At 60.6% G+C, this 16,808-nt stretch carries 15 protein-coding genes; 6 read left to right on the top strand and 9 right to left on the bottom strand.

Features of this window, described 5'->3' with window-relative positions; all coding sequences use genetic code 11:
• Positions 1–4: 4 nt before the first annotated feature.
• Entirely contained in the window at positions 5–340 is a 336-nt protein-coding gene (locus tag AC3WW4_RS10860) for an H-NS histone family protein (RefSeq protein WP_109036423.1), read from the bottom strand.
• A 229-nt stretch (positions 341–569) separates the two neighbouring features.
• On the opposite strand from AC3WW4_RS10860, the gene mobH reads away from it, so the two are divergent.
• The 3 genes from mobH to AC3WW4_RS10875 are packed head-to-tail and all read left to right on the top strand — an operon-like array spanning position 570 to position 4,844.
• Positions 570–2,315 (top strand): MobH family relaxase, encoded by a 1,746-nt coding sequence (mobH, locus tag AC3WW4_RS10865; RefSeq protein ID WP_488828433.1) that lies wholly within the window; start codon positions 570–572, stop codon positions 2,313–2,315.
• Between the two features lies 1 nt (position 2,316).
• Positions 2,317–4,224, top strand: coding sequence for a conjugative transfer system coupling protein TraD (traD, locus tag AC3WW4_RS10870; protein WP_058087364.1), 1,908 nt, complete (start codon positions 2,317–2,319; stop codon positions 4,222–4,224).
• A complete protein-coding gene (locus AC3WW4_RS10875; RefSeq protein WP_058087365.1) occupies positions 4,221–4,844 on the top strand; it encodes an IncC plasmid conjugative DNA transfer DtrJ family protein in 624 nt (207 codons plus the stop codon). Before traD ends, AC3WW4_RS10875 begins: the two co-directional genes overlap by 4 nt.
• Positions 4,845–4,869: 25 nt before the next feature.
• Here the strand turns inward: AC3WW4_RS10875 and AC3WW4_RS10880 are convergent, their stop codons facing one another.
• Positions 4,870–5,328 (bottom strand): MerR family transcriptional regulator, encoded by a 459-nt coding sequence (locus AC3WW4_RS10880; RefSeq protein WP_109036419.1) that lies wholly within the window; start codon positions 5,326–5,328, stop codon positions 4,870–4,872.
• 538 nt (positions 5,329–5,866) lie between these two features.
• Between AC3WW4_RS10880 and AC3WW4_RS10885 the strand changes: the two genes are divergently transcribed.
• A complete protein-coding gene (locus AC3WW4_RS10885; protein ID WP_109036417.1) occupies positions 5,867–6,199 on the top strand; it encodes a YnfA family protein in 333 nt (110 codons plus the stop codon).
• A gap of 49 nt (positions 6,200–6,248) precedes the next feature.
• Here the strand turns inward: AC3WW4_RS10885 and AC3WW4_RS10890 are convergent, their stop codons facing one another.
• Complete coding sequence (locus tag AC3WW4_RS10890) at positions 6,249–6,524, bottom strand: hypothetical protein (protein ID WP_133611150.1); 276 nt, start codon at positions 6,522–6,524, stop codon at positions 6,249–6,251.
• Positions 6,525–7,244: 720 nt separating this feature from the next.
• On the opposite strand from AC3WW4_RS10890, the gene AC3WW4_RS10895 reads away from it, so the two are divergent.
• A complete protein-coding gene (locus tag AC3WW4_RS10895; protein WP_159098910.1) occupies positions 7,245–7,589 on the top strand; it encodes a CzcE family metal-binding protein in 345 nt (114 codons plus the stop codon).
• Between the two features lie 20 nt (positions 7,590–7,609).
• On the opposite strand, the gene AC3WW4_RS10900 is transcribed toward AC3WW4_RS10895, so the two are convergent.
• The gene (locus AC3WW4_RS10900) at positions 7,610–8,965 is read right to left on the bottom strand and encodes a heavy metal sensor histidine kinase (RefSeq protein ID WP_279536262.1); all 1,356 of its coding nucleotides are present in this window, start codon (positions 8,963–8,965) and stop codon (positions 7,610–7,612) included.
• Complete coding sequence (locus tag AC3WW4_RS10905; RefSeq protein WP_109036413.1) at positions 8,962–9,648, bottom strand: heavy metal response regulator transcription factor; 687 nt, start codon at positions 9,646–9,648, stop codon at positions 8,962–8,964. Before AC3WW4_RS10905 ends, AC3WW4_RS10900 begins: the two co-directional genes overlap by 4 nt.
• Positions 9,649–9,767: 119 nt before the next feature.
• On the opposite strand from AC3WW4_RS10905, the gene AC3WW4_RS10910 reads away from it, so the two are divergent.
• Entirely contained in the window at positions 9,768–10,157 is a 390-nt protein-coding gene (locus tag AC3WW4_RS10910) for a hypothetical protein (protein ID WP_058085851.1), read from the top strand.
• A 74-nt stretch (positions 10,158–10,231) separates the two neighbouring features.
• Here AC3WW4_RS10910 and AC3WW4_RS10915 read toward each other — a convergent pair whose 3' ends face one another.
• From AC3WW4_RS10915 to AC3WW4_RS10930, 4 genes are all read right to left on the bottom strand, one after another.
• Positions 10,232–12,172 (bottom strand): LTA synthase family protein, encoded by a 1,941-nt coding sequence (locus AC3WW4_RS10915; protein ID WP_058085852.1) that lies wholly within the window; start codon positions 12,170–12,172, stop codon positions 10,232–10,234.
• 217 nt (positions 12,173–12,389) lie between these two features.
• Positions 12,390–12,899, bottom strand: a complete 510-nt coding sequence (locus tag AC3WW4_RS10920; RefSeq protein WP_152987392.1) for a DUF4124 domain-containing protein — start codon at positions 12,897–12,899, stop codon at positions 12,390–12,392.
• Between the two features lie 76 nt (positions 12,900–12,975).
• Positions 12,976–13,611 carry a hypothetical protein gene (locus AC3WW4_RS10925; RefSeq protein ID WP_058085854.1) on the bottom strand — a complete coding sequence of 212 codons (636 nt, stop codon included), beginning with the start codon at positions 13,609–13,611 and terminating at the stop codon, positions 12,976–12,978.
• The gene (locus AC3WW4_RS10930; RefSeq protein ID WP_058085855.1) at positions 13,608–16,793 is read right to left on the bottom strand and encodes a CusA/CzcA family heavy metal efflux RND transporter; all 3,186 of its coding nucleotides are present in this window, start codon (positions 16,791–16,793) and stop codon (positions 13,608–13,610) included. Before AC3WW4_RS10930 ends, AC3WW4_RS10925 begins: the two co-directional genes overlap by 4 nt.
• Between the last annotated feature and the right edge of the window lie 15 nt (positions 16,794–16,808).

Raw genomic sequence — 16,808 nt, forward strand, 5'->3', positions numbered from 1 at the left:
GTAATCAACCTACTTTCAGTTGATCCAGCGTCTTGCCAGCGGCCAACGCGGCCTTGATCCACTTAGGCTGAAGTCCCCGTCCGCTCCAGGTCTCGCCCGTGTCAACGTTGCGATATTTTGGGGCGACCTTGCTGCCTGCTGCAGCACTGGAGCGGGTCGCCACACCGGCCTTCAACCCCAAGTCGGCCACAGTCAAACCATTGGCAGCCAACAGTTGCTTGATGTGGTCAATCACCCCAGCTCGCTCTGCCTTGCGGGCATCCTGCAATTGCCTGTCCAGCTCCGAAGCCTGCTTGTCCAGGGCAGCCTTCTGGGCCAGGAGTTCTTGGTACGTGGTCATGATTGCAGTGTTTGGCTACGCCGAGTTTGGATTCCAACATCCTACATTGCAAGTTCCGTGGCTTCATGACCAACGGGCCTGCATCCTCGTCGTTGCATGCAGAGTCAAGGCCAAGGTATCAGACGGATCGACGCCCATCGCTCTGATCCGAAATTGCCCCTCATTCGTCAAGTCTCGATGGCGAAAGCCCAGATGAACAGACGGCATTTTGAGGTGCACACGGCTATGCATGGTGACCAAATGGTTGGGTCATTTGAATTGGACCACCATGCTTGCCCCGTCTCAGCCACACAGCACTTTTGCATCGTCAGATCCCGGCTTCGAGGCCCTGCCCATTGATGCTCTGCTGTCGCAAAACGATGACCTGATCGCCCGCATCAAGCTCTGCCATGGGTCTGACCGTACCGAGTTCGAACAAACCATCCTGTCACTTATCAGACGATACGCCAACCTAGTACACCTGCTGCCAGCCACATCAGACAACTACTTCTGCACCCCTGGCGGCCTGTTGCGCCTGGGCATGGAAGTCAGCTTCTTCAGCCTGCAGGGCACAGACGCGCACATATTCTCAGGTCGCTCCAACATATCGGCACGCCGCCACTTGGAGCCGCGCTGGCGCCTGGCAACCTTCGTCGCGGGGCTTTGCTGCGAGGCCCACCGGGTGCTCAGTCACATCATCGTGACCAACGCCCCAGGCGATGTGTGGCCAGCCTACCTTCTGTCCCTGAGTGATTGGCTGATGGAGCGACAAGCGGACCGCTACTTCTTGCGCTGGCGCCCACACGCCATCGAGACACGCAGCCTGGGCGTGTTCACGCTGGCCCATGTCGTACCCCCAACGGTCATGCATTACCTGGCTGAAGACAACACAGTCATCGTGCCTCACCTCATGGGCAGCGTCAGCGGCATCTCGCAGCATCGCGATCACAACTTGCTGGACGAGTTGGTCCGGCGCTCCTTGGCGCTGGTGATTGACCGCAACCTGCTGGCCAATGCCGACCGCTACGGTACGCCTCAATACGGTTCGCACCTGGAACGCTACCTGGTTGACGCGCTAAGGCATCTCGCGGTCTCCAACTCGGGGTGGCAAGCCAATCGCGAGAAGTCTCGCGTCTGGCTCGGCCCCGATGGCCTGTTCCTGGCCTGGCCTAGCGCTGCCGAAGACCTCCAAAAGCAACTGGACGCCGCCCAGTTGCCAGGCATTCCCAAAGCGCCGGAGACCATCATGGAAGTGCTCCTGCTAGCCGGCGTCTTCGAACCCACGCCCACAGGAGCCCCAATCTGGCTCATCCAACCACCAGGCGGCAAGGCCAAAATCGACGCAGTCAAGCTGTCGTCGCAGGCGATCCTGTTTGCAGGACATGACCCGTTGCCGCCGCCTCTGGCGGAAAACCTCACGAGTGCGCCAAGCAACAACAGTCCGTCGGCCCAAGCGGGCGAACCGGTTGCACCAAGATCTCGCCCTGATGGCCCGCCAGGCACACAACTCTCGCTCATCCCTGGTAACGCCGAGCAAACTCCACAAGCAGCTTCGAATGTCCGAGAGGCTCAAGCCGAAGCGGCACTTTTGTCGACCGCCCCGCCGACTGCCTTGGTATCGACAAGCGATGCCCACCCAACTCAGCAAGCGACGATAGGTCTTCAAGCGCCGCTGCGCCTCAACCCCGTGGTGCGCGACGCGTTGACCGAGGTGATCAACACCTTGAACACAGGTACTGGTCCCGCCCAGGGTTGCACTGTCGCGTCGGGGGTGTTTGTGCCTCTGCAGGAATTCGAGCGGCGCGGCATTCAACCCTCGATGGCTCTGCGCGCCCTGTCTGACGTGCACATGCTAGTTCGCGCCGCGGGCAAAGGTCCACCAACAACCTCAAGGGATTTCAACGGCACATCGACCGTGGGTTTAACCATAGCCCCGCACTTCATCAGCGGCGTGGACATGGAAGCCTTTGCCTCGCCCGAGGCTCAGGGAGGGTGACATGCCCATCCGCCGCTACGAGATGCCATGGCGCCACGCCTACGAGGCCTATGCAGGCCTTGCCTGGGGCATCGCGTTGATGTTCTTCACGGCGGTCGGCGCCATCGGACAACTGCCCCGCATTCTCGCTTTCCCCCTGTCCATCACTTGCCTCGGCATGAGTGCCCTCAGGTTCTCGCAGGCGCTGCGCATTCTCGTGCTGAGGGCGTCGCTGGCTGGTCACGCCATCCAGGTGATCAGCACGCAAACCCAGGCGCGGTGGTGTCAGGATCCAACGGCCGTTTTCCTTGGCTTCGGCTTCGAGTGGCGGCCCGTGCACTCCCAGCGCCTGTATGAACTGGCCAAGATCGACTATCGCGACTTCACGGTGTCTCCGCGCCTCTTGAGTCTGCTGGGCTATGACAGCGCCCCCCAACCTGATGCGGAGATCGGCTTGCCCTACATACACGGCGTCGAGCCTCATGAGGTGCCACTGCATCGCCCCTTGCAGAACTTCGAAGGCGGCACGCTGCTGGTCGGCACCACGCAATCTGGCAAAGGGGTGGCCCTGGCCAACCTCATCACCCAGGCCGTCAGGCGCGGCGACGTGGTGATCGTCATCGACCCCAAGAACAGCCGTCGCCTCAAGCGCGTGGTGGAACGCGCCTGCCAGGACTGGCGTGAGCCCGACACCTTCATGGAGTTCCATCCGGCCTTCCCGGAAGCCGGTGTGCGGCTGGACTTCACCTTCAACTGGCAAAAGCCCACCGAGATTGCATCCCGCATCCAATCGATCATGCCGCCGGACACGGCTGGCGCGTTCTCCGCCTTCGGCTGGGATGCGGTCAACGTGGTCGTGCAAGGCCTGGTCGAACTGGAAGAACGACCTAACCTGGCCAAGCTGACCCGCTACATCGAAGGTGGCATCGAACCCGTGCTAGAAGGCTCTCTGCGCCGCTTCTATGAAGAAACTTTGGGGCCCGCCTGGCGCGAGTTGCCCGAGATGAAGAAGCTGATGCAGGAGGCTCATCGAGGCCACATGAAGCGCCCATCAGAAGCGGCCAGCGCCGAGTTGATGGCCTTTGTCGCGTACTACGAACACCACATTGCCCAGTCACAACGCAGCAAGGTGATCGATGCCCAGGTGCGAACCTTCAGGCACAACCGCGAGCACTATCAAAAAATCACCGCCAACCTGTTGCCCGTGCTGTCGATGCTGACCTCGGGTGACCTGGGTCGTACGCTGTCGCCTGATCCGTTCGACGCCGACGACACGCGCCCGATCATGAACTTCGAGAAAATCGAGCGCGGCGGGCATGTGCTGTACATGTGTCTGGATTCGCTGCCCGACCCTTCGGTGGCTTCGGCCATCGGTGCGCTGGCATTGGCCGACCTGGCCGCACGGGCGGGCATGCGCTACAACCTCGGCGGCTATCGGCGCATTGCGCTGTTTGTAGATGAGGTGGCCAACGTCATCAACCAGCCCTTGATCGAGATCCTCAACAAAGGTGCCGAGGGCGGCATCTACACCACCTGCGCGATGCAAACACTGGCGGACCTGGCCAAACGCCTGGGCAGCGAAGCGGCTGCGCGCATGGCACTGGGCAACCTGAACAACCTGATTGCGCTGCGCTCAAAAGACCGCCCCACGCAGGATTTCATCGTGGAGACCTTTGGCAAGACCGCCATTCATTCGATGAGAGTTGGGCTCGGGCATGGTGCAGACACCCATCTGGGTGACTTCTCGACCAGCTATTCAAGCCAGCTCTCCGAGAGCTTCGAGGAGATGGTGCCCGCCGATGTCCTGGGCAAACTGCCCAACCTTCAGTACTTTGCCTCGGTGTCTGGCGGGCGCATCATCAAAGGTCGCTTCCCCATCCTGGATCCGGATGCGCATGGGGACGATCAACCCATCAGGAGGGCGGCATGATCAGGGCGATGGCCGTGGTGTCACTGCTGGTGTTGCTGGTTCTGGTGCTCTATGTGCCGTCCGCCCATCCGCCAGAACGGTTCATAGAGCAACTGCGAACGGAATACACCAATGCGGCGGTGTTCTGGGGCAAAGACGCGGGCACCCGCATGCTGTCGCGTGCGATGAGCATGCAGCAGTCTGCACGTCAGGCATCACCTGTCCCCTCATCCAAAGACGCGGCCCCCGTGGGTGGCGTCAACGCGGCTGTCGGGCAAGAAATGGCTTCGGTCAACCAACGGCTGTTCAACAACCCCTACTTCCGCTCGATTGACGCACTGCTGCTGCTCGCCAGCTTCCGCCTGGCCATGCTGCTGGAGTGGCTCCCCTGGCTGTTGGCCTTCCCGGTTGCTGCCTTGGTGGATGGCTGCCTTGTACGAGTGGTCAAAGCCAAAGAGTTCCTGCACCACAGCCCGGAGATGTTCGCCTTGTATGCCTGCTTGGCCATCCTCACCAGTTGCGCAACCGTCCTGGCGTTTGTGCTGCCCTTCACCTTGCATCCCCTGGCCGTGCCATGCGTGCCTGTGGTCATCGGCACGTTGATGGGGACGGCGATCAGGGACTTTCACGCAAGAATCTGAACATCAGGCCTGCAAGAACCTTGCTTCAAGTACCACAGCAGCCTGAGCTTCGGCTCGGCGCGGCCGCGGCCGGACGAGACAGATCCTCCAGAATGGAACAATCGAGCGTAGGGCCCCCCGCGCAATCCCTGTCGCATGCGCGCACAAAGGCTCCCAGGCTGCTCTCTAGTGCCTGGAGTTCCAACAGCCTACGCTGCACCTCAGCCAAATGCTTGGCAGCGAGGTCTCGGACTTCAACGCAAGGTCGAGTTGGCTCATCGACAAGACAGACAAGTTCTCGCACCTGATCAATGGAGAAGCCGAAGTCTCGACATCGACGGATGAAAGTCAGACGTGCGATGGTCGCCTCCGAGAAATTTCGTCGACATCCATCCGTCCGATCTGCGTTTGGCAAGAGGCCAATATCCTCGTAGTAGCGGATGGTCGGGACAGAGCAACCCGTCCGTTTGGCAACAACGCAGATTGATAAATTTGGTGCAGCCATCTTTCTATCTTAGATCACGCGCAGACTCCTGCTGCACACCCACAGGGTTTGAGTGGACGCGGCGGCACCTGCGAGCCACAAGCCCAAGCGGCTCGAATCACCCGTGCACTTCTAGTTCAACCACCAAGCCCGTTGCCCAGACTGCCGAGCTTAGGTCAACGGGCCATGCCGATCATCTGAGATTGCAGCCCCCCGAACACATGGAGACCTTAGGACTGACCGATGTGCGCCGACGGCGCCAGGCCATCAGCACACTGCCTAAGGCCAACACCAGCAATACCCCACCAATCAGGACAAGCTCATCAGCACATGCAACCATGGATGCTCCGATTGCAGCAAGGGCGGTAGATCCTGCCGCCAGGGCAGCAGTACCACCAAGCAGGGGGACGGCACAGCAGGCAGCACATTCTGCTCCGACACCGACAGCGGCTTTCCAAGGTCTCATTTCAGTCTTTCCGTAAGTGAGCACGTCGCCCACATCACAACGGTACGACCTCAAGCTACTTGAGATGCAAGAGGTTTGTATGAAAATGCCGACATGGATTTGCTCAAAACCTTCCTGCTGTTTGTCGTCACGGCCATCGCCGAGATCCTTGGGTGCTACCTACCTTACCTTTGGCTTCACCAGGGCCGCTCGGCGTGGCTTTTGTTGCCAGCGGCGGCAAGTTTGGCCCTTTTTGCATGGCTACTGTCGCTGCACCCCAGCGCGGCTGGCCGCGTCTACGCCGCCTATGGCGGGGTCTACATCCTTGTGGCCATCGTGTGGTTAATGCTGGTCGACAAAGTCCAGCCAACAGCGACAGACTGGATCGGGGTAACCGTCAGCCTGTGTGGAATGGCCATCATCATGTACGGCCCGCGGACAGACTGATCGTCCACAGAGAAAGCAGAGCCACATCCGATAGCAGTGATGACATCAGTTAGCTCCTGGCTCTGTACAAAGTGCGGTATCCAACGTCGAGCAACGGTTCATCAAAAACGTCGAACAGATTTGAAGCGATGGCCAGCTTCTTGAGCGTGGCGTGGCCATGTCTGTCCTTCATGTGCGTGACCGCATCAGGCTCCTGTAGCCATGCAATGCGCCCCGCATCCGCGAGATAGGTCCATCCTTCGGCCCGCCGTCTTTGTGCAGCCACATCGCTCAGGACCGCATCCAGACGGCTGTGCTGCAACAGGATCAACTCGAAGTGGCGCAAGCCCTCATCAGATGCGAAGAATGCGCCATGCACTGGCCAACATCAAGCAACGCCTTGGAGAGCGAACGGAGATTTTCGTACATGGGCAACACCCTGCCCCGCTGATCATCGAGATACTTGGCTGCCTCGGCCACCTTCTCCTGTGGGCCAGGCTGGCCCTGCGCTATGTCAGACCATCGACCAGCATGGCGTCAAGACTGTTCTGAACCTGCGTGGCACGAATCATGGTCAACCTTGGTACGACAGCGACGTGGCCATCACGGAAACCACCGGAGTCAGGCTTCTGGATGTGCCCCTGTCCGCCTACAGGGAGAACTGACACTTGAGCAGTCTCCTGATGAAGACATCGCCCACGCCCTTGTTGGTTCACTGTGCATCGGGTTCCGATCGAACAGGCCTGGAATTGAGTCGAGGGGCGCCGATCGCGGTGGCCAATGATGAGCTCTCGGCAAAGTATGGTCACTTTCCAACGCTGGAGTCAGATTCTGCGGCCATGGGCCGCAGCTGGACGAAGTACGCCGATTCTGGACAAACAAAGACGCCTTCGGCACTCTCGCCATAGGCCCAGCAAGTTGCTCGGCGCGGCAAAAGGAGATGACAAAACTGTAACCAATCTGTACGGAGCGTGTCGGGCACGAACTTCTAGAGTCACCTCCAGGACATGCCGCTCAAGCCCATCAATCGATGTGCCGGTTGTCCCGGAACCAACTGGAGCTGATCATGAATCATTGCCTGACCAAAACCGCCTTCGTTCTCAGCCTCGCATTGTCTGCGGCCTTGGCGAGCGCCACGACGGATCGATCGACTACCCGCGACGGCAAGTCCATGTATGGCGCCATGTCCAGCCCATCCCAAGCAGTCAAGGTCGTCGATGTCGAATCCGCCAAGTTCGTCAACGTGGTCTGCGGCGAAACCGTCACTTTCCGCAGCGGCGACAAGAGCTTCAGCTGGAAGTTCGAGGTGCTCAACCATCAGGCCGTGGACCTGATGGCCGTGGCACCGAAGGGCTTCACTAACAAATCGCTGAAGGTCTACATCACCCCCAACCTGCACGAAAGCAATTGACGGAACGGGGCAGCGGCCCATCACAAGGTTGGGCCAGGTCCAGCGGCGTCGGGCAACATCATCCCGATGCGGGTCACGCCTGCGGCTGACTCCGCGAATGCATGGCCGCCATGCATTCGCGCGATGGCCGCCACGATGGACAAGCCAAGCCCATGGTTGCGATCCGCAGGGCTGCGCGCGGGATCGGCTCGGTAGAAGCGGTCGAACAACCTGGGCAGATGCTCCACACCGATGGTCGCCCCCTTGTTGTAGACGGCAATCCTCACCCAGCCGATTTTCTCGCGATCGATCTGGATCAACACCGATGACTCCGGTGAAGCGTAGCGCGTGGCATTGCCCAAGAGATTCGACAGCGCCCGCCGCAACAACGGGCCATCCACCGTGGCGAAAGCATCGCCCGAGATCTTGGCAGTCAGCCCCGCGTCAAGGAGCGCCGCCTCATGAAACTCGATCACCTCTTCCGCCAAGACACTAAGGCAAGGCGTCCATTCGCGCCGCGCAGGCCCACCACGTTCGGCATTGGACAGAAACAGCATGTCGCCGACGATACTGGCAAGACTGCGTAGCTCTTCTAGATTGGATGCCAATGCCTCTCTGAGATCATCGGCACTTCGAGGTTTGCGCAACGCCAACTCACAGCTGCTGATCAACGTCGCCAGCGGCGTGTTCAGTTCGTGTGCCACATCGGCATTGAAGGCCTCCATCTGCTTGTAGGCAACGCCAAGGCGGTCCAGCAAGGCATTGAACTGCTGAATCAAGGGTTGCAGTTCGTAGGCCTGACCCGCGCCGTCCAGGCGTCGTTCCAGGTCCGTGGCCGTGACGAGTCCGGTCTGCTCGACAAGCTTGTGCAGTGGCGCCAGACCCAGGCGAACCAGCATGAACCCTCCGACGGAAACCGCCAGGGCACCCACCAGCGCCGCGACCGCCAGCGTCCACGCCAGGCGGGCGAGCAAGGCGTCATCCATGCGTTTGTCCAGTACCAAGATGGCCCGAGCCATTCCGCCATCTTCAGACCGCACTTTGATGTCGAACGCCCTGCTCTTGATCTCATTTGGACCGGCCCGCCATGAAGATGTCTCAAAAAGCACTTGGCCATCACGCCCCATCAAGCGCAAAGAAAGTTCGTCATGCCCTGCCAGAAAGCTGCCAAGCACTTGACGCACATCAGCCAGGTCCCGCTCACCGTCGCTGCCTGCAAGCAGGTGTTCGACGGTGTTCTGCTTCTGTGACAGCGCTTCATCCTGCCGCTCGGACACCGTCAGCGCGAACAGCACGTACACCACCACGCAAACCAGGCCAAGGCCCAGCATGGTCTGGAGCGCCAACCAGCGTGACAGCCGCCCCCGAAGGCTGGCCGTCGTGACAATGTCGCTCACGGCTCGCGAACCTCCAGCACGTAGCCCATCCCGCGCACCGTGTGCAACAACGATCTCTCAAAAGGCTGATCCAGCTTGGAGCGCAGGCGACGAATGGCCACCTCCACGACATTGGTCTCGCTGTCGAAGTGCATGTCCCAGACCTGCTCGGCCAATTCGGTACGCGACAGCACTTCGCCCTGGCGTCGCAGCAGCAGGCTCAGCAGGTTGAACTCCTTAGCCGTGAGGTCGAGCCGCTGCCCAGATCGCGTGGCTTTTCGACGAAGCAGATCCACATCCAGATCGGCCACCTTCAAAACCGTCGGCTCGCCAGCATTTCGCTGCCCGCCCGACCGTCTGAGCAGAACCTGGATGCGCGCAACCAATTCCGAAAACGCGAACGGTTTGACGAGGTAATCGTCCGCTCCGCCTTGAAGGCCTTTGACACGGTCTTCGACCTGTCCGCGGGCCGTCAACATGAGCACCGGCGTCTGTTTGCTTTGCCGCAGAGCAGCGAGCACTGCCAGGCCGTCGATGCCGGGGAGCATGCCATCCAGGACGAGAAGGTCATAGTCGATCTCGATCGCCATGTGCAAGCCGTCAATGCCGCTGTTGGCCACGTCGACCACATAGCCTTCCTCGCAGAGACCCTTGCGAAGGTACTCGGCCATCTTGACGCTGTCTTCGATCACCAGAATTTTCATGCGTTTGATTGTTAAATGGCTGTTACACAAGGAAGATGACGAATTTGTCATCTTTGAGTTGGCCTTCTGTCGCCTGCATCTGCATAGGCTTTCACCTCCATAACCTTCAAGGACTGAAGATGAGAAAAGTGAACAGCCTGATTGCCTGCTCGATCCTGGCCATCAGTGCCAGCGCCTTTGCGGCGGATGGACACGAACACGGGCACGAACATGATCCGCTGCACGGCGGCGTGGTGGTGGAAGCCAGCGAGATGGACTTCGAACTGGTGGCCAAGGCCGACCTGATCAGCCTGTACGTGCGCGATCACGGCAAGGCAGTCAAGATGCAAGGTGCCAGTGGCAAACTGACCCTCATCAAGGGCACCGACAAAAACGAAGTGCAACTCGCGCCAGCGGGTGAGAAGCTGGAAGCCAAAGGCAGCTTCGACGTGAGCGCTGGCGCCAAAGCGGTGGCTGTCGTGACGCTGCCTGGCAAGAAGCCCGTCTCTGTTCGCTTTGCGCTGAAGTGATGCAAGCCCCCGAAGCTGGCCGATGAATCGGCCGCTTCGGGGCGAACGCAGGTCCTGATGCATTCGCTGGCCGCTCATTGTTGATGGGGGCAATTTGGCAGCTTCAATGCCCCCATCTTGAAGGACCTTGATGCCGTCTGATAGTAGGCGATCGCCTCATTCAACAGTACCGGATCCACTGCTTTGGGCGTCGTCTCCAGCGTCCGAGGATCGACCCTGTAGCTCTCCACCCGTTGCCGAGGCAGCAACACCGTGAGCGTGTTGCTTCGCAGGTAGCCAAGCGACTGATAGTTGCTGACGAAGACCCTTCTCAACGGCTCCTCTTCTTCGAAGAGACAGCGTCCAAAGAAGTAGTCGGCCCCCTTTTTCCCCAATAGCTCGACGATCGTGGGGGCCAGGTCCAACTGGCTGACCAGCGGTTCGTATACACCTGGCTTCAGCAGATCAGGCGCGAAGAAGATCAAAGGGATTCTGTAGCCATCCAGTGGCAATTTGGTCTTTCCCGCCACGGACGCACCATGGTCGGCGACGATGATGAACAGGGTGTCCTTGAACCAGGGTTGCGCACGAGCCCTGTCGATGAAGTCGCCGATCGCGAAATCGGTGTACTTGACGGCGCCGAGTCGCCCACCGGGCGAAGGGATGTCGATGCGGCCGGCGGGATAGGTGTAAGGGCGGTGATTGGACGTTGTCATGATGTGCGCAAAGAAAGGATTGCTTTGCGCCCTTCCCTCATCCAGCGTGCTCAAGGCCTGGCTGAACAGCACCTCGTCCGCCACCCCCCAGACGTTTTCGAAGACGATGGTGCGCTTGTCCATGTCCGTCCTGTCGATCACCTTGTAGCCGTTGCCCCCGAAATAGGCATTCATGTTGTCGAAGTAGCCGTACCCGCCGTAGAAAAAGTAGGGCTTGAAGCCTTGAGAGCCAAGCACTTCTCCCAGCGTGGCGAGGTGCTCGTTCTGAGGTCGGCGGACAATGGCCTGCCCGGGGACGGGGGGCGTTCCCAGCGACAGCGCCTCCAACCCCCTGACCGTGCGTGTTCCCGTCGCATAGGCGTGCGAGAACAGCAGTCCTTGCTTGGCGATCGCATCGAGCCGGGGCGTCAACCCTCGCGAGTCGCCGTATGCGCCAAGAAATGAAGCCGAGAGGCTTTCCACCGAGATCAGCACCACATTCCGTGGCCGCCGGGTGAAGGGCCATGCGTGGTTCGCGGCGCCCTTCAATGCCTGAGCAGAAAGATCGGACAGCGGTCTGCGCTGCATCCCCATGGTTTGAAGAATGCGGTCCGCCTCGCTTTGCGGCATTGTTCGATAAAAGCGATCGAAATCCAGCTCGTTCCGCCGCATGGCCGCCGCCAGCGTGAACAGACCGTTCCCGGAGATCTCGTCCGCATAGGCGTTGCCTGCCCCTTCCATCTGGTCCACGCTGACCGTGAACCCCGCGATCACGGGCAGAACCACACCCGCTGCCACCAGCTTGGCGCGCTGGATGCGCGTGATCTTGACGTTGTCCATGTTTCGAACGGCGCCCCGCAAGAACCAGACAATGAGACCAGCCACCACTGCGATGGCCGCCAAGACGGTTGGAACAGGATAGGACTGCCGGATGTTGCCGATCACCTCCTGCGTGTAGAGCAGGTAGTCGACCGCGATGAAGTTGAACCGTGTTGAAAACTCCAGCCAGAAGGTGACCTCCGCGCCGATGCCAAACAGCATGACGAAGACAGAAAACCACAACCACTTGAGCCGAAGCGTTCTATGCCAAAGGCTAGTTCTCCAGCGATTGGGCAGTACCGCCTCGTAAAGGCAAACCGGCGCGACCAGAAAGGCCAGCGTTGCCAAATCGAACAGAAGCCCCTTGGTCAGCACATAGGGCCAGAGATCGATGCCGACCTGCCCCGCATCCAATGTGACCAGCAGGCCGATGCGCAAGCAAGTGAAGGCCGCCAACCAGATGACGGCGACCAGCCAGGGAACGCCCATGGACCTGAAAGCATTCGTGGGAACTGAAAACATCTAAGGTGATCCTGATGTGTGTCGGGCGGGTATCGACCCTATTCCCAACACGTCTGACAAATGAACGAAGACGTGATCGTTTCAAGTTGAATGGCGATGGCTCACGCCACCGATGCCGATTGCTTGCCTCGGTAAGTTGCCTGGTAATGCATCTCAGCAAAAGACGCGACGACAATCTCGCCATGCTTTGACAGACCTCACAGGCATATCCGCGAGATCAATATCGAAGTGCGTCCCGTTCCTTGATCAATTTGTCCAACTTGCGCTGGGCCTGCTCCGTCTCCGAAGCCAACGAGCGCTGACGGCGGCCATACTGTGAAGAAAATCTACGGCCTTGCCGATCCCCCTCTACGACCTGGCGCCCGGCCTCCTGATCGGACCGACGGCCCCTGAGCTCTTCGTAGGCACTGGCAATCTTGTTGTCCAGATCCTTCAGCCGAAGAGATCGCGCAGCAGCGTCTTTCAGCAACTGCTCTCGCGTCATCGCAAGCGCGCGTTGCGCCGCCTCGGCCTGCTGCGGATCAGCCGGGTGAGGTTCGACAGATATCGCGTAAGACCGCTTCGCCTTTGCCTCGGGCTCGTCGCCATACACGACCTGCCCATTGGGCATGATCGACTTGTAGAGGATGCGTTCCTCGGCCCAACAGTAAGGGGTCATGCAGAGACATGCCAGCGGGATCAAGCTACTGGCGAGATGTCCAGGCACGCTTCGCATTGAATTGCTCATCCACAAGCTCCTTCTTCATTTCTCGCCATTGCAAAAGCTCGCGTGTTCAGACGCGCTATGCAGGCGAACCGCCAGATCAGGGAACCGTGCCTTCGCCACCAGTTTTAGTCGGTGACGGAACCGTACGATCCAGCGCGCGCAGAATCCGGCTTTCGTCGATCAGCGCACGCCCTTCCTGCCGCGACAAGCGAACAAGGTCGAATCTCTTCCCATACCTTCCACGCCTGCGTACTTCCAGCACAACGACATCACCTGCTCGCAGTTCCAGGGGAATGGTCGCGTCCACCCCCTCCTGAATGCGAACTTCGTGAAGCCCCGGCGAAACGTCCACGGCAACGACCGAATAGGGGATGAGGCTTTCCAGCGGCTGCCCATTCAACCCCAAAGGCACCAGCCCTTGGACGTCGCCGTCCCGCGCTCGAACGATCACCACCCGCCCCGCATCCGGCCGCAATGCCAGGTTGCGCACCTTGGCCGCGTCCAAGGACTTCGGTGACGGCCCCGGCACGCAGGTTCTCGTCTTGAGCATGGTGAAACATATGGGCTTAAGCCGCTTGGCCTCGTCCCTCTCGGGCAGGGCACAGCCTTGCAACACCGCGGCGAACAGCCCCAGCAAGACTATGTCAGGCGCATAGAACGTCGCGCGAGTGAAGGCACGCGCGCTCCCCTCACCGGGCCAAAGCCGGGGCCACCGGCCCCATGCTTTGGTCATGCAATCGCTCCATCCTCGTGTGCGTCAGGAGAGGGCTTGGTTTCGGTGGTCTGGGCGTCCTCTTCATCCTTTCGATGGACGATGCGGTAAAGCACAGGCAGCACCAGCAAAGTCAGCATCGTCGAGGACAGGATGCCCCCGATCACGACGGTCGCCAGCGGCCTTTGAACCTCCGCGCCCGTGCCGGTGGCCAGGGCCATCGGTACGAAGCCAAGCGATGCCACCAACGCGGTCATCAGGACCGGCCTCAGCCGCGTCAAGGCGCCCTCGTGGATGGCCTCGTCAAGCGACCGCCCTTCGTCACGCAAGTTGCGAATGAAGGAGATCATCACCAGCCCGTTCAGCACGGCCACCCCAGACAGTGCGATGAATCCGATGGCCGCCGAGATCGACAAGGGGATGTCCCGCAGCCACAGGGCCAGGATGCCTCCCGTCAGCGCGAACGGGATCCCGGTGAACACCAGCAAGCCGTCCTTCACGTTGCCGAACATGGCAAAGAGCAGCACGAAAACCAGCAGCAGCGAGACCGGCACGACGATCTGCAGGCGCTGCGTGGCGGACTGCAGGTTCTCGAACTGGCCGCCCCACACGGTCCAATAGCCCGTGGGGATCTTGACCGCTTCCAGCGCCTTCTGGGCATCCCCGACGAAGGTGCCGATGTCACGGCCACGCACGTTGGCGCTGATGACGATGCGGCGCTTGCCGTTCTCGCGGCTGACCTGGTTGGGACCAGGCGCCGAGTCGATGGAAGCCACCTCGGACAGCGGAATGAAGCGCGCGCCCTCGCCGTCTCCGCCCTTCAAGGCGATGGGGAGGCGCCGAACGGCTTCCAGATCCGTGCGGACATCTTCCGGCAGACGCACGACGATGTCGAAACGGCGGTCGCCCTCGAACAGCGTCCCAGCCTCCTTGCCGCCCACGGCCGTGGCCAGCGTGTCCTGGATGTCGCCGATGTTCAGGCCATAGCGCGTCGCCTTCTCGCGGTCGATGTTGATGGTCAGCATGGGCAGGCCCGTGGTCTGTTCCACCTTCACCTCGGACGAGCCCGGGATGCCTTGCAGCACCTTCGCGATCTGGTTGGCAGTGTTGTTGAGGACATCCATGTCATCACCGAACAGCTTGACCGCGACGTCACTGCGCACCCCGGAGATCAGCTCGTTGAAGCGCAGCTGGATCGGCTGAGAGAACTCGTAGTTCTGCCCCGGCAGTTTGGCGACCTCTTCCTGAACAGCGGCCAGCAGTTCGTCGCGCGTCTTGCGCGGCTCGGGCCATTTGTCCACCGGCTTGAGCATCACGTAACCGTCCGAGATGTTGGGCGGCATCGGGTCGGCCGCGATCTCGGCGGTACCGGTGCGTGCAAACACACGTTCGATCTCAGGGAACTTGGCCTTCAGATGGCTTTCCAGCTTGGTCTGCATGGCCACCGATTGGCTGAGGCTGGTGCCGGGAATCCGCAGCGCCTGCACCGCGAAATCGCCTTCGTTCAAGCTTGGCACGAACTCGCTGCCCATGCGGGAAGCCACCACGCCACAGACCAGGACGAGCACCGCTGCCGCCGTCAGCACGACAGGCTTGGCCCCCATCACCGTGTTCAGCATGGGCTCATACCAGCGCTTGGCGGTGCGGATCACTACGTTTTCGGTCTCCGACACCTTCTTGCCGATGAACAGCGCCACGGCAGCGGGGATGAAGGTGATGGACAGGATCATGGCACCCAACAACGCCGTCACCACGGTGAACGCCATCGGATGGAACATCTTGCCTTCCACACCGGCCAGGGCGAAGATGGGCAGGTAGACGATCATGATGATCAGCTGCCCGAACAGCAGCGGACGACGGGCCTCCTGCGAAGCCGCGAAGACTTCATGGAAACGCTCGCGCAAGGTCAACTCTCGCCCGTGATGCGCCTGCGCATGCGCCAGGCGGCGCACGCAGTTCTCCACGATCACCACCGCGCCATCGACGATGATCCCGAAGTCCAGCGCGCCCAGACTCATCAGGTTCGCACTGACCTTCTGACTGACCATACCGCTGAAGGTGAAGAGCATGGAAAGCGGGATCACCATGGCGGTGATCACCGCGGCACGCATGTTGCCCAGGAACAGGAAGAGGATGGCGATCACCAGGATGGCGCCTTCCATCAGGTTCTTCTTCACCGTGGCGATCGCCTTGTCCACCAGGACGGTCCGGTCGTAGACGGTCACGGCATGAACACCAGCTGGCAGGGACTTGTTGATCTCCGCCATCTTGATGTCAACTGCTTGCGAGACCTTGCGGCTGTTCTCGCCAATGAGCATGAACACGGTGCCCAGGACGACCTCTCGGCCGTTGTCGGTGGCGGCGCCCGTGCGCAACTCCTTGCCCTGCCCAACTTCTGCGATGTCGCGGATGCGGATGGGCACATCCGTCGTCTGCTTGACGATGATGCTGCCCAGGTCCTGGGTGCCACGCACCTGACCAGGTGCACGGATCAAATACTGCTCGCCTTCGCGTTCGATGTAGCCTGCCCCGACGTTGCCGTTGTTGCGCTCCAGCGCATTGACCACGTCGCCCAGCGTCAGGCCATGCGCCATGAGCTTCTCGGGGCTGGGTGCGACCTGGTATTCCTTGGCATAGCCGCCGATGGAATTGATCTCGGTCACGCCTGTCACATTGCGCAGTTGAGGCTTGATGATCCAATCCTGGATTTCGCGCAGGTCAGTCGGCGTGTAGGGCGTGCCATCCGGCTTCTTGGCGCCGTCCTTGGCTTCGACAGTCCACATGTAGATCTCGCCCAGGCCTGTGGAAATGGGGCCCATGGCCGGCGTGACGCCTTCCGGCAGCCGCGCCTTGGCCTCCTGGATCCGCTCGTTCACCAGTTGGCGCGCGAAGTACAGGTCGGTGCCGTCCTTGAAGATCACGGTGATCTGGGACAGGCCGTAGCGCGACAGGGAGCGGGTCTGCTCCAAGCCGGGCAGGCCCGCCATCACCGTTTCCAGCGGGTAGGTCACGCGCTGCTCGGTTTCCAGCGGCGAATAGCCGGGTGTCTGGGTGTTGATCTGGACCTGGACGTTGGTGATGTCCGGCACGGCATCGATGGGCAGCTTCTGATAGCTGAAGACGCCCAGGGCGGCCATGCCGAAGACGGCCAGCAGCACAAGCCAGCGCTGCTCAATGGCAAATCGGATGATGCGTTCAAACATGATGGGTGGACCTCG

The sequence above is a fragment of the Aquabacterium sp. TM01 genome, assembly GCF_057808345.1.

Bases quoted from the DNA above. Each gene is read 5' to 3' on its own strand.
- mobH (WP_488828433.1), top strand. From the start codon at position 570: ATGGTGACCAAATGGTTGGGTCATTTGAATTGGACCACCATGCTTGCC.
- AC3WW4_RS10925 (WP_058085854.1), bottom strand. From the start codon at position 13,611: ATGACCAAAGCATGGGGCCGGTGGCCCCGGCTTTGGCCCGGTGAGGGG.
- AC3WW4_RS10930 (WP_058085855.1), bottom strand. From the start codon at position 16,793: ATGTTTGAACGCATCATCCGATTTGCCATTGAGCAGCGCTGGCTTGTG.
- AC3WW4_RS10915 (WP_058085852.1), bottom strand. From the start codon at position 12,172: ATGTTTTCAGTTCCCACGAATGCTTTCAGGTCCATGGGCGTTCCCTGG.
- AC3WW4_RS10895 (WP_159098910.1), top strand. From the start codon at position 7,245: ATGAATCATTGCCTGACCAAAACCGCCTTCGTTCTCAGCCTCGCATTG.
- AC3WW4_RS10920 (WP_152987392.1), bottom strand. From the start codon at position 12,899: ATGAGCAATTCAATGCGAAGCGTGCCTGGACATCTCGCCAGTAGCTTG.
- AC3WW4_RS10885 (WP_109036417.1), top strand. From the start codon at position 5,867: ATGGATTTGCTCAAAACCTTCCTGCTGTTTGTCGTCACGGCCATCGCC.
- traD (WP_058087364.1), top strand. From the start codon at position 2,317: ATGCCCATCCGCCGCTACGAGATGCCATGGCGCCACGCCTACGAGGCC.
- AC3WW4_RS10905 (WP_109036413.1), bottom strand. From the start codon at position 9,648: ATGAAAATTCTGGTGATCGAAGACAGCGTCAAGATGGCCGAGTACCTT.
- AC3WW4_RS10875 (WP_058087365.1), top strand. From the start codon at position 4,221: ATGATCAGGGCGATGGCCGTGGTGTCACTGCTGGTGTTGCTGGTTCTG.
- AC3WW4_RS10860 (WP_109036423.1), bottom strand. From the start codon at position 340: ATGACCACGTACCAAGAACTCCTGGCCCAGAAGGCTGCCCTGGACAAG.
- AC3WW4_RS10910 (WP_058085851.1), top strand. From the start codon at position 9,768: ATGAGAAAAGTGAACAGCCTGATTGCCTGCTCGATCCTGGCCATCAGT.
- AC3WW4_RS10880 (WP_109036419.1), bottom strand. From the start codon at position 5,328: ATGGCTGCACCAAATTTATCAATCTGCGTTGTTGCCAAACGGACGGGT.